This window comes from Rhodococcus sp. MurmanLake-1, from assembly GCF_056945715.1.
On the sequence record NZ_JBWZNF010000001.1, the window covers coordinates 253,836 to 268,302 of the forward strand.

Sequence of the window (14,467 nt, forward strand, 5' to 3'; positions counted from 1 at the left end):
GTCAGCCGCGCACGTCTTGGATCTCGATCAGAGCGTCCAACTCAGCGTCGACGTCCGGGGCCGCGTGACGACCCGTTCCGACCGCCAGGTTGATCACGGGCCCGATCGCCTCCAGACCTGCCTCGGTGAACATTTCGGCGTGTGACGTGGGCACCGGACGGTCGATGATCACCCCGGACACGAACGGTCGCCACGCCGACGCCGTTCGCAGCGGGTCAAAGGTGTCGGTCTGTGCCGAGAAGAACAGCAGATCGCCCACGAACTTGCCCGGGCGGTACCGGTGGGCAAGCTCCGCGCCTGCGGAGTATTCCTCGAACAGTCGCTCGATCCGATCGCTCGAGACCAAAGGGTGATCGCCGATGGCTTCATGCAAGAGCGCTTCGGCGTCCTCGGGTGTCAGATCACGCTCGTCGGCGTCCGGGACCGAGATCCCCAACCCGCCGATCAGTTCGGCGAGAGAAGGCTGCGCGCCCGCCATCGTCGGGTCTTCGAGAACGAAGCTGTCGAGCAGAATCAGGTCGGCGACGCTCTCGCCCGCTGCTTGCAACTGCACCGCCGCCGCGTGAGCGATCAATCCCCCGATCGACCACCCCAGCAGGTGATACGGACCGTGCGGCTGAACTCCGCGAATTTCCTCGACGTACCGCGCCGCGAAGTCCTCGATCAGCTCCGCCCGGAATTCGGGGTCCGTCAGAATCGGCGACTGCAGGCCGTAGAGCGGCCGGCTGGAATCGACGTACCGATCGAGTGCCCCGTAGCACCAGGCCAAACCGATGGCCGGATGGATGCAGAACAGTGGCTCGGCGCGGCCTTCCGGGCGTAGTGGCAGGACTACCGCAAGTGCGGAGGTATCCGCGTCACTTGTCATAACTGTTGCCTCGAGTTCGAAGAGTCTGCGCGCCAATGCCTCCGGTGTCGGGTCGGAGAATATCCACGCGACGGGGACGGTCATGCTGGTGCGTTCCTTGATGGCAGCGACCAAACGCGTTGCCATGAGCGAGTTTCCGCCGAGTTCGAAGAAGCTCGAATCGGCGTACGTGTCTGCGTCGGCGAGATCGAGGACCTCCGCGAAAGCAGCGCAGATCGCAATCTCGTCGCTGCCTTCCGGACTGCGTCCACTCGGCGCCTCCCAGAGGGGCGCAGGCAGAGCTGCGCGATCCAGCTTGCCCGCCGGTGTGGTCGGGACTGCATCGATCATGACAAAAGCGGACGGGATCATGTGCGCAGGTAGGGATGTGCCTGCGTGGCGTCGTAGTGCGGTGACGTCGACGTCCCCGTGTGCCGGGACGACGTACGCGACTATCCGAGCGTCGACGCCGTCGCCGACGACCACGCTCACAGCCGAATGCACGGACGCCTCCGACGCCAGCACCGCGTCGATTTCACCGAGTTCGATCCGGAACCCTCGGACCTTGACCTGGTGGTCCGCGCGTCCGAGATAGACAAGCGACCGTGCGCGATCTTCACGCACAAGATCCCCGGTGCGGTACATCCGAGAGCCTTCGGGTCCGTGCGGGTCGGCGACGAACCGCGCTGCCGTGAGCGCGGGGTTGCCGAGGTACCCGCGGGCGAGACCGTCGCCGCACACGTAGAGCTCACCGACGACCCGTCCGGGGACCGAGTGCAGTCGGGAATCGAGAACCATCGCATCCACGCCTCGGATCGGACCGCCGATCGTCACGGTCTCCCCCGCGACGAGTGAATCGCTGATGGTGACTGCGACGGTGGCCTCGGTCGGGCCGTACGCGTTGAACATTCGGCGCCTCGGCGCCCACCGAGATACGAGGTCGGCGGTGCAGGCGTCGCCACCGACAACGACGGCCTCGAGATGGTCGAGACCGGCGGGATCGACAGTCGCCAGGGCGGCCGGAGTCACGAATGCATGGGTGATCATCTGCTCGTCGAGCAGTTCGTGCAATTCGACACCGCCGAGAACCGTCGGAGGCGCAATCACCATCGTTGCGCCGGCGCCGAATGCCAGAAGGAGCTCGAGGACCGACGCGTCGAAGCTCGTCGAGGCGAAGCTCAGAGCGCGAGAGTGCGCGGTGACGCCGAAACGTTCCCGCTGTTCGTCGGCAAACGCGGCCAATCCCGCGTGAGTGACCAATACGCCCTTGGGTTTTCCGGTCGAGCCCGAGGTGTAGATCAGGTAGGCCGGGTTGTCGAACTCGAGTGGCGCGTCCGGCAGTGTCTCGGAATGGGCTGCCTCGATTTCGGTGGTGAATTCGACCGCGTCGAGCTCGATCCACGACGTGGCGCCCGGAAGGCCGGCCACATACTCGCCCCTGGTGATACCGAGTACCGCCCCACTGTCGGTGAGCATGTGCTCGATCCGCTCGGCGGGGTACGCCGGGTCCACGGGAAGAAACACTCCGCCGGCTTTCGCTACGGCCCAGAGCGCGATCACATAGTCGGCCGACCTCGGAAGCGCGAGTGCCACAATCATTTCCGGCGCAATCCCGCGAGCGATCAACGCAAACGCCATTGCGTCGGAGCGTCGGTCGAGTTCGCCGTACGTGAGCGTGGTGGAAGCCGCGACGTCGACGATTGCCGGAGCATGCGGATCGGCCGCGCCGCGAAGCAGCAACTCCGGCAAGGTCAAAGCATCGCCGGCCGGACGTCCGGGCAACGCACGCAGGCCACGTCCCGCAAGATCCACGTCACCGACGACGGCGGAGGGCTGGGCAGTCAGTGTCTCGATGACCGTTTCCAGCATCACCGCAAACGACTCCGCCGTATCGGTGTCGAAGAGGTCCTTCGCGTAGGTGAGGGAGGCCTCGTAGCCGCCGCCTTCCTCCGCGGTCTGTTCGACAACGGTGAACTGCAGGTCGTACTTGGCGATGTCCGGTGTGATCTCGTGGGCACGAACGGCAAGTCCAGGCAGGTCCCACGTCGTCGGGTGGGCGCCGTGGAACGAGATCATCGTCTGGAACACCGGATGACGGTCGGTGGTCCGGGTCGGCGCCACAACGTCCACGACCTGCTCGAACGGAATGTCCGCGTGGGCGAAGGCGTCGAGATCGACGGAGCGGACAGTACGCAGAACGTCGACGAACGTCGACCCGGGATCGACCGTCGTGCGCAGTCCGACCGTGCCCACGAACATTCCCACGAGGTCGTCGAGAACTCGGTGTCCTCGCCCGGCGACCGGAGATCCGATCACGATGTCCGTGCTTCGACTCAGCCTGGACAGCAGCACGGCATAGGCAGCGTGCAACACCATGAACGGCGTCGCCGCATTCGAGCCGGCGACCGCCTCGACCGCGATCCGGGTGTGCGCCGGAAGCGAGACCGCGGTGTGGCCGCCGCTCAACGACTGGGTGAGCGGGCGCGCTCGATCGCTCGGAAGGTCGATCAGCTCAGGTGCTCCCCGCAACGTCTCCCGCCAGTACGACGCCTGTGCCCCGAGCACGCTCTCGGATTCGTTCACAGAGCCCAGCGCTTCCCGCTGCCAGATGGCGAAGTCCGCGTAGTGCACTTCGAGCGGGGTGAACTCGGGAGCGTGTCCCGAACTTCTCGCGACGTAGGCGGTGAGCACGTCCTTCATCAACGGCGCGATCGACCATCCGTCCGCCGCGATGTGGTGGATCACGATGACAAGCGTGTGGTGCTGCGGCGTCGACTCGAGCAGGAGCGCGCGAACGGGAGCTTGGGTCGTGATGTCGAATCCACGCGACGCGAATTCTCTGGCGAGCTCTGCCGGTTCACGGGTGTCCGCATTTGCGTACTCCAGCGAGGTGAATGCATCCTGGATCACCTGGTGTGGGCCGGTGTCGGAGTCGGGGAACACCGTGCGCAGGATTTCGTGCCTTTCGATCACGTCGAGGACCGCAGCTTCGAGGGCTGGGACGTCGAGTGCACCGCCGAGGGAGATCGCGGCGGGGACGTTGTACGCGGGTGAGCCGGGATCCATCTGGTTGAGGAACCAGATGCGGGCCTGCGCGTAGGACAGCGGAACTTGCTCGGGGCGGTCGACGGCGGTGATCGGTGGTAGCGCCTTCGCCCCGGCGGATGTGTCGAGCACGGTGGCAAGTTCCCGAATTTCGGGGTGCTCGAACAGCATTCGGACAGGTACCTGCCTGCCCAACGATTCGCCCAGTCGCTGGGCCAGTCTGGTGGCGAGCAGTGAGTTGCCGCCGAGTTCGAAGAAACTGTCCGACGCACTGATCTGTTCGATACCCAGCAGTTCCGCCACGACGCCGGCAACCTGGAGTTCGGTCGCGGTGGTCAGCGGCTCGACACTTCGCTCGGACGAACGCAGTGTCGGCGCCGGCAGCGCCGATCGGTCGAGTTTCCCGACGGGGGTCAGCGGAACGTGCTCGATCGGGGTGATCGCCGACGGCACCATGAAGGCGGGCAGTGCGCGGCGCGCATGGATCAGCAACTCGTCCATCTCGACCGCATCGGCGCCGAGCACTACGTACGACGCCAACATCGTCTCACCGGAAGCTGCGTCGACGCCCACGGTGACCGCGAACTCGACGCCGGGGTAAGCGCTGAGCACGGAGTCGATCTCGCCCAGTTCGATGCGGAATCCGCGCACTTTCACCTGATGATCAGAGCGTCCGACGTATTCGATTGTCTCGAGCGGCGTCCACCGAACCAGGTCACCGGTCCGGTACATGCGGGTGCCGGCCGGGCCGAACGGCGCTGCCACGAATCGCGTCGCCGTCAACGCGGGTTGGTCGAGGTAGCCGCGGGCAAGTCCGAGGCCGGCGATGTAGAGCTCACCGGTGACGCCGACGGGTACCGGCTGAGCCGAGCCGTCGAGAACTACCGCGGACACGCCGCGGACGGGCCCGCCGATGGTCACGGTCTCCCCCACCGTCAGGGCATCGCTGATGCACACCATGACCGTGGATTCCGTCGGCCCGTAGCCGTTGAACAACCGGCGACCCGGTGCCCACTTGCGGACCAGTTCGGGTGAACAGGCCTCGCCGCCGACAACGATCGACTGCAAGACGTCCAGCCCGGTGGGATCGACCGAGGCCAGCGCTGCCGGCGTGATGAACGCGTGGCTCACCTGCTGATCGGTGATCAGTTTTGCGAGGTCCTCGCCGCCATACACATCGGGAGATGCGATCACCATCGTCGCGCCCTCACCGACGGCGAGCAGCAGTTCGAGGATGGATGCGTCGAAGCTCGGTGAGGAGAAGTGCAGCGTCCTCGACTTCGCCGAGATGCCGTAGCGCGCCGTCTGCTCGGCGGCCAATGCGCTCAGGCCACGGTGAGTGACGCTGACACCCTTGGGCTTTCCCGTCGATCCGGAGGTGTAGATGATGTAGGCAAGGTTGTCGATTCGGATCGGCGCGGCAGGAACCGGCTGCCAGACACCGTCGCCGTGGATGTCGTCCATCGTCATCCACGGAACCGGACGGGGCAGTGATTCGATCACCGCTTCCGTTGTCACTCCGCGAGTGGCTCCGGAGTCGGTGAGCATGTGCAGAATGCGATCGGCTGGGTACCGCGGATCGACCGGAACGAACGCGGCGCCGGTCAAGGAAACGCCCCACAACGCGACGATCGAGTCGATCGAACGCGGAATCGCTATCGCCACAACGTCTTCGGCGCCGATACCTTCCGTGGTCAAACGGCGGGCAAGCGCCGATGCACGGGCGAAGAGATCTCGGTAGAGCACGGTGGTGTCACCAGATCGAAGGGCCACCGAATCGCATGAACGGGTGGCGGTCCGCGTCAATATTTCGGCCAAGGTGCGCGAACTGGTCCACGCCGGACCTCGTACCGGCATCAGCGACGCCCGCTCGAGGGTGCTGAGGAATTCCATGTCGTCGATTGCGGTGTCCGGGTCTGCGGCGACGGCACGGGCCACCGACTGCACACGTGCGGCGATCGTTTCCGCAGTGGAAATGTCGAAGAGCGCCTCGGCAAACCTGAGCGACCCGGTGATCTCCGCCTTCTCGGAATCGCCTGCCAGCAGGGTGAACTCGAGGTCGAACTTCGCGACGGACGGTTCGAGCGCTTGCGCCTCGAGATGCGCGTCGTGGACGGTTACCTGCGGCGAGACCACATTCTGGTGGTACGACAGCATGACCTGAAACAGCGGGTGTCGCGTAGTGGACCGGTCGAGATCGAGGGCGTCGACCAGCACCTCGAATGGCAACTCGGGGTGCGCGAAGGCGGCAAGGTCGCGTTCACGGACGACCTCGAGCAGGGAGGTGAACGACGCTCGGTGATCGACCGGTGTGCGAAGCGGTACCGAATTGACGAACATCCCGATCAGGGAATCCAGTTCGGGTCGGCCGCGGCCTGCCACCGGAGTGCCGACCACCACGTCGTCGGTAGCACCGAGACGCGCCAGAACAACCGTCAAGATCGCGTGTACGACCATGAATTGCGTCGTGCCACTGCGCCTTGCCAAGGCGGCGAGCCGCTCCCCGGTCGCCGCGTCGATGACGATCGGCACCGATCCGACGGCGGTCGTGGTGACAGATCCGCGTGGGCGATCCACCGGTAGCAGTACCTCGTCCGGGGCACCAGCCATGGCAGCGGTCCAGAAGGTCAGCTCGCGGGCAACCAGAGACTTCTGGTCGTCGATCTGCCCGAGCGAGTCTTGCTGCCACACCGCGTAGTCGGCGTACTGCACGTCGAGCGGTGTGAAAACCGGGGCGTCTCCGACGACGCGTGCGGAGTACGCCGCGACGAAATCTGTCGCGAAGGGAGTCAGGGACCAGCCGTCGAAGGCGATGTGATGGATGACGACGACCAGTACGTGAGCGAAAGTGTCCTCGCGCACCAGCATGGCCCGAATCGGCAGATCCGAACCGAGATCGAACCCACGCGCCGCGAACTCCGTCGTCGCGGATTCGATACCTTCGGATCCGCAATAGCGCTCGACGGAGAACTGCACGTCGGAAATTGCTCGGATGACCTGGCTCGGGCCGTCGGCGCTGTCGACGTAGATCGTTCGAAGCACCTCATGGCGTGCAATGACGTCCGCAAGCGCCTCCTCGAGTGCATCGCCGTGGATGTCTCCGGTGATCCGGATCGCGAACGGAATGTTGTAGACCGCGGACTGCGGGTCGAAGCGATTGACGAACCACAGCCGCTGTTGCGCAGCGGAGAGCGGTAGTCGGTCCGGGCGAGCACCGGCGCTCAGGGCAGGTCGATCGTCTGATTCTTCGGCGCTCGCCGCCAGACGTGCAGCGAGCGCTTCGACGGTCGGCGCTTCGAAGATCGAGCGCACGTCCACCGCGAGTCCCGTCGCTGCGCTCAACCGCGCGGACACCTGCGTCGCGACGAGGGAGTTGCCCCCGAGATCGAAGAAACTGTCTCCGGCCCGGACATCGGGTACGTCGAGCAGTGAAGCGAACACGTCGGCGACGGTGCGTTCGAGCCCGGTCTCGGGTTCACGACCCGTACCGAGGACTTCGCGCGGTATCGGCGTCGGCAATGCTCTCCGATCGAGTTTGCCGACCGGAGTCAACGGAATCGCGTCGATCGGGGTGATCGACGACGGAATCATGTACCGCGGCAGCGTGTCGGCGAGTGCCGCAAAGAGCGACTCGATATCAGCGTCGCCGCTGAGCAACACGTACGACGCCAGAGTGGTGCCTGCGGCGGATTCGACGGGAATCGTCGTGGCGAAGTGAACGAGAGGGGAATCCATCAGAGCAGCGTCGATCTCGCCGAGTTCGATGCGGAACCCGCGGATCTTGAGCTGATGATCGCTGCGGCCCACGTAGCGAAGGGTCAGGTCCTTGGTCCAGCGGACCAGGTCACCGGTTCGGTACATCCGCGCACCGGACGTCGAGTACGGATGCGCGACAAAACGATCCGACGTCAGCGCGGGACGAAGGTGGTAACCGCGTGCAAGCCCCGGCCCACCGATGTACAGCTCGCCGACGCCGCCGATCGGGACCGGTTGCAGCCGAGCGTCGAGCACCACGGCGTCGATTCCGCGGATGGGACCGCCGATGGTGATCGGCTCGCCCGGTGAGAGTGGGTCACTGATGGCAACCATGACAGTGGTTTCGGTCGGACCGTATCCGTTGTGCAGTCTGCGCCCGTTGCCCCAGCTCGAGACCAATTCCGGGGTGCACACGTCGCCGCCGACGACTACGCATTCCAGTGCCGTCACGCCCGCCGGATCGACGGTCGCCAGAGCAGCCGGAGTGATGAAGGCATGAGTGACCTCGCGGCTTCGGAGGAACTCGCTCAACGCCTCCCCTCCGTAGATGTCGGGAGGGGCGATCACCATCGTCGCGCCGGTCGAACCGGCGAGCAGTAGCTCGAGTACGGCGCCGTCGAAGCTCGGTGACGCAAAATGCAGAGTCCGCGACCCGGCGGTGATCCGGTACCGATCCTGTTGTTCGCGAGCGAGATTGGCCAAACCTGCGTGAGTGACGACGGTGCCCTTCGGCACTCCGGTCGAGCCGGAGGTGTAGATGACGTACGCAGCCGACGCCGCAGTGATCGACGCTGTTCTGTCCGCGTCGTCGATGGCAGCGTCGGAGTAGGCGGCACATTCTGCAACCGTGTCCGCGTCGCCGAGGTCGATCCAGGCTGCGACGTTCCCGCCGGTTGCCGGACCGGCCGCAACCTCGGCGGACCGAATTCCGATCCGCACACCCGAATCCTCGAGCATGTGCGCAACTCGATCTGCGGGATAACGGGGATCGACCGGGACGAAAACGCCACCGGCTTTGGTGACCGACCAGACTGCGAGCACGGAGTCGACCGATCGGGCGACGGCCAATGCGACCGGTGTCTCGGGGCCGACGCCCAGGTCCATGAGGTATCGAGCGATCCGATTCGATCGACGCTCCAGCTCCCCGTACGAGAGTGAGCGCTCGGAGTCTTCGAGGGCGATCGCGTCGGGATACGTCCTCGCGGTATCCCCGAGGATCTGCGCCAGCGTCGATTCGCCCACCGAAGCCACGCCGCGCCGCGGCAATATCGCGGCACTCTCCCGGGATCCGAGTACACGAAGGTCACCAATCGGTGCAGTCGGTTCCGACACTGCCGATTCCACGAGGGTCACGAAGTTTCGCGCCAAGGCTTCGACGGTCGCGTTGTCGAACAGGTCGGTGGAATAGGTGAACGTGGCATCGATTCCAGCTGCGGTCCCGGACTCGTGACGTTCGGTGACGGTGAGCTCGAGGTCGAACTTGGTCAGCCCCGTCTCGACTGCCCGCGCCGTCATCGACACCCCGGCCAGTTCGGCTGTGTGAGCGGTGGTTATCCGAGAGGTGATGGCAGCTTGAAAGACCGGATGGTGCGCAGGCGAGCGGTCCAGTTCGAGCGCGTCCACGACGACGTCGAAAGGCACGTCCGCATTGTCGAAGGCATCCACGTCGACGGCCCTGACTTGCGACAGGTGCGCGGCGAACGTCGCGTCCCGATCGACGACGGTCCGCAAGGCCAGAGTGTTGACGAACATGCCGACGAGCAGATCGAGAGATCTGTCCCCTCGTCCTGCCACCGGTGTTCCGATGACGATGTCGTCCGTGCCGCTGTACCTGGCCAAAAGCAGGGCGAAGCACGCATGCAGGGCGATGAACGGCGTGGCGTCGTGATCGCCGGCAAGTACAACGAGCTTCTGATGAGTGGAAGCGCCAATTCTGATGTCGACTCCGGCCCCGCGCATGGTCGGGTCGAGTGGGCGCGGACGGTCCGTCGGCAGGTGGAGTTGCTCGGGCGCTCCCGCCAGCTGCTGCTTCCAGAACGCGATCTGTGAGTGGGCAAGCGAATCGGTGGATGCCGCGTCGCCGAGGTGTTCTCGGTGCCAGAGCGTGTAGTCGGCGTACTGCACCGGAAGGGGCGCCCACTGCGGGCTGTTGCCGCCGACGCGGGCGGCGTAAGCGCCGGTGAGATCAGCAGCCAACGGCGCGAGCGACCAGCCGTCGGCCACCATGTGGTGCAGAACTACGACGAGGACTGCTTGCTCGTCATCGCCGTCCTTGCCATCGCCTTCCTCATCGTCGGCGACAGTGATCAGCAGGTAGCGGACCGGGCGTTCGCGGACCAGATCGAAACCCGCCGAGGAGAATTCGAAGATCACACTTTCGAGATTCTCGCGTTCCACTTCGATCGACTCGAGCCCCGCGATACCCTCGCCCAGGCCCAGAACCTTCTGCGTTGCGTTGTCCCCGATTTGAGGAAACACGGTGCGTAGTGACTCGTGACGTGTCACGACGTCCACGATCGCGGCGCTCAGTGCGTCGGGATCGACGTCGCCGCGCAACGACACCGCCAACGGAATGTTGTATGCACCTGATTCCGGTGCGACGCGGTTCAGGAACCACAGTCGCTGCTGCGCGGGAGCAAGAGGCAGTACCGCCGGCCGGGCCACGACCTGGATACCGTCGGCGTCCGGGGTCTGGGCGGCACGCTCGATCGTCGCCGCGATCCCGGACACCGTGGGATGGTCGAAGAGCGCACGCAGCGGCATACGAACTCCGGTGGCTTCGGTCAAGCGCGCCACAGCCGTCGTCGCTACCAGCGAGTTTCCGCCCAAATGAAAGAAATTATCGTCGAGCCCGAGCGGTCCACTACCCAGGATGTCAGCCAGAACCGCGGCTACCTTGCCCTCGGTCGGAGTCGTCGGGGGCCGGAAGACCTTGGTGGAGGCGAGGATCGGCGACGGCAGCGCACGCCGGTCGAGTTTTCCGTTGGTGGTCAACGGAATCGAATCGATGACCATGAAGGCATCGGGAACCATGTAGGTCGGGAGGGCTTCGGCGGCGTGCGTGCGAAGGGCTTCGGCGTCCACGGCGTCCGAAGCGGTCACATAGGTCACGAGAGCGCCGCCGGCCGGCGTCGGAGCCACGACGGTCACGGCGTCGTCGATTCCCGGCGCGCCGAGGATGACGGAGTCGATTTCGCCGAGTTCGATCCGGAATCCGCGGATCTTGACCTGCGCGTCGCCGCGTCCGAGGTATTCGAGTTGTCCGGGCGCAATCCATCGTGCGCGGTCACCGGACCGGTACAACCGTCGTCCGCCGGCATTGAACGGATCGGCAACGAACCGGCCCGCGGTGAGGTCTGGTCGGCCCAGATAGCCACGGGCGAGTTGACCGCCGGCGACATAGATCTCCCCCGCAATCCCCACCGGGACCGGGGAGAGATGCTCGTCGAGCAGGTACACACGAAGTCCGTCGATCGCGTCACCGATCCGGCTGCCGGTAACCGCACTCGCGCTCGCCCGGTCGAGTTCGAGATGGGTGACATGCACCGTCGTCTCGGTTATGCCGTACATGTTGACGAGTGCGGGCCCGGATTCCGTGTGATTGTCGTGATTGTCGTAGCCCGCGTGATTGTCGTACCAGCGCCCGAGGCGACGAAGATCCAAGGCTTCGCCACCGAAGATCACGTACCGGAGCCGGGTCTCCGAATCGGCTCGAAGGTCGGCTTCGATGTACTGGTAGAAGGCCGAGGGCGTCTGATTGAGCACGGTGACGCCTTCTGCGGCGACGAGCGCGCGGAAGGCATCGGGGTCGCGTGAGACTTCGTGATCGACCAGAACCAGCGTTCCACCGTGGAGCAGGGCGCCCCACAGTTCCCACACCGAGAAGTCGAAGGCGAACGAGTGGAACATCGTCCACACGTCGTTGCCGTCGAATCCGAATTCGACCTGCGTGTTCTCGAACAATCGCACCACGGTGGCGTGGGTAACCGAGACGCCCTTGGGTCGGCCCGTCGACCCCGAGGTGTAGATCACGTATGCCAGATTGTCGACTCCGTGCCCGCGCGGGCACTCATCGGTTTCCAGACCCTCACCGGAGTACTCGTCGGAGTCGACCCCGACGACCACCACGTCAGAGTTCGGGAAGGCGGAGTTCGGGAAAGTGGAATCGGAGATGACGCACACCGGTTGCGCATCCTCGACCACGTATGCCAAACGCTCGGCGGGGTGCGCACGATCGAGTGGGAGGTATCCGCCGCCGGCCTTCACTACCGCGACAGCGGCAACGATCATGTCCACGGATTTCGGCAGCATGATTCCGACCAACGACTCGGATTGCACGCCATGCTCGACGAGCTTGCGCGCCAACTGATTCGATCGTCGATCGAGTTCGCGGTACGACACGCGCTCGCTACCTGCGACAACGGCGATCGCTTCCGGGGTCGCCCGAATGCGATCGGAAAGGATGTCGGAGAGCGTTCGGACCGGGGTAATCGGGAGAACGGGCGGCACCAGCGCCTGGCGCGCGTCCGGGCGGAGCAGATCCACTGAGCCGAGCGCCGAGTGCGGAGCACCGACCATCGCGGTCAAGATTCGTAGATAACGGTCGGCGAGGTCCTCGGCTTGCTCGTTCGTGCCGAGCCAATCCAGAACACCGGAGATCGGCTGATCGAAATCGACATGCTCACCAGTCGGAATCGCCAGGGAGACAAACAGTTCCGGCACGGTGGCCAGATCCGATCCGATAGGCGCACCGACCATGAGCCCCGGAAATCTCGGGTGAGCATCCAGCGGCTCCTCGAAGCAGACCATCGCCCGGAACAACGGGCCCGTCTCCACCCAGCGGCCGTCACCGAGTGCGGCGGTCACCGAAGACAGAAGAATGTCTGCGTGTTCGAAAGCTTCGATTGCGACGGTGTCCACCGCACCGACCAGGTCGTTGAGCGTCATGGTGTTCGACACCGTCGAGCGAAGCACCAACTGGTTGGCGAACATCGAGACGAAATCGTCCGGGTTCGAGGCGCCGTACCCGCGGACCGAGACGCCGATCGACACCTCGTCAGTCGAACCGACGCGGCGCAGCAGTCCGGCCATCGCAGACTGGAACAGCACGAACAGACTCGTGTTCATCGTCGTCGCCATCGTCTCGAGGCGGCGGCAGAGGTCTGCCTCGATCTCGAGGGGCGTGGACGTCCGACCGGATCCGGCGACGACCGGCAAACCCAGATCCTCGGCGGGGTTCGACAATGTCGAAGACCAGTACTCGACGTTGCGGGCGTGTTGAACTTCGGCGATCCACTTCCCCGCGGCGTCCGGGTCGATGTCCATCAATCGAGTTCCCGATTCCGCAGCGCAGAACAATTCGAGGAATTCGAGGAAACGTCGGTGGTGACGCGTGATGTCCTCGTTGGTGTAGAGGTCTGGGTTCGCGGCGAAGTCGATCTGGATCTCTTCGGCTGCGGAAGTCTGATAGACGTTGACCGAGAGGTCTTCGATCGGCCCGGTCGAGATCACGTTCAGTTCGCCGTGCGCGTCCCCGAGAGTGATTCCCGAGTGGAACAGCATGAGGTTGATCAACGGCCCGTGGAAGCCGCGTCCGTCGGCGATGCTGTGATCACCGGCGTTGAGGTCGCGTCGTAGGTCCTCGTGGCGGTACTTCTGATGACGCAGTGCGCCCGTGAGTTCGATCTTCACCTCGTGCAGCAAGTCCCCGACCGCGAAGTGCGGATCGACACTCGCACGTATCGGGACGACGTTCGACATCATTCCGCCGGACCTGCGAGCAGCTTTTGTCGTCCGCCCCGAGACCGGCAGGCTGAGGACCACGTCGCGAGTCCCGGTGGCCCGGGCGAGGTAAGCCGCCAGTGCACCGATCACCACTGACGACGTAGTCACGTCGTGAGCGACGGCAAGCCGTTCGAGGGAGCTTCGCAGTTCCGTAGGTACCGTCGCCGACCGTAGGCGTGACCACGCCTGCGACGGAGCAGTCGAGGACGCGAGCGAGGTTCCGCCCGGCTTGTCGGCCATCTTGGTGTTCCAGTAGTCGCGATCGCGTTCCCACCGGGAAGAGCCCAGATAATCGGCCTCTGCCTTCACCAACGATTGGAGGGGGGCAGTTACCGCTGGGGGAACTGGCAGATCCCGCACCGCGGCGGTGTAGATCTCGGCTGTGCGGTTCATCATCGACATCGCGCCGAAACCGTCGAGCGCCACATGATGAATACGGCTGTACCAGTAGTAATGGTCGTCGCGAAGCACCAGGACTGCCAGCCTGACCAGGCGATCGGTGAACGGATCGATGGCAGCAGTGTGCTCTTTGCGCATCCATTCTCGCGCCGCCGATTCCGGATCGGATTCGGCGCGCAGGTCGACCACGTCGAGGGAGTCGTCCATGTCGAGATCGAGCCACTGACGCGCAACCCCGTCCACCTCGACCAGGCGCAGGTATCCGGAGCCGATCTCACGGCCGGTCTGTTTACTGGCAGCGGTCAGCAGCTCGATGTCGAGCGGGCCGTCCACGTCGACGTACTGAGCGATGCTGACGGGAATCTCGGGTCGAAGCTGTTGTGCGACAAGCAGGGAAAGTTGCGCGGCAGAAAGAGGGAAGGTGAGTTCGTCGTCCGGACGAGCTGCGGAAACGATTCCTCGGTCGGGACTGCCATCCACACGAATCTCCCTCTTACAACTTGATCATGATGCAAACAGGTATATGCGTCCGCTGGACGCTTCGAACTGATCGGGGCACTTCGAAATGAGACGAATACATTGGAAAGCTCGGGTGGAAACTGGCAAATCGCCCGCCGGAGATCACATCGTGACAAT

At 64.7% G+C, this 14,467-nt stretch carries 1 protein-coding gene; it reads right to left on the reverse strand.

Translation table 11 applies throughout. The annotated features are described in order from the left end of the window. Nucleotide 1: 1 nt before the first annotated feature. The gene (locus AC2ETI_RS01055) at nucleotides 2-14,311 is read right to left on the reverse strand and encodes an amino acid adenylation domain-containing protein (RefSeq protein WP_483633466.1); all 14,310 of its coding nucleotides are present in this window, start codon (nucleotides 14,309-14,311) and stop codon (nucleotides 2-4) included. Nucleotides 14,312-14,467 lie beyond the last annotated feature (156 nt).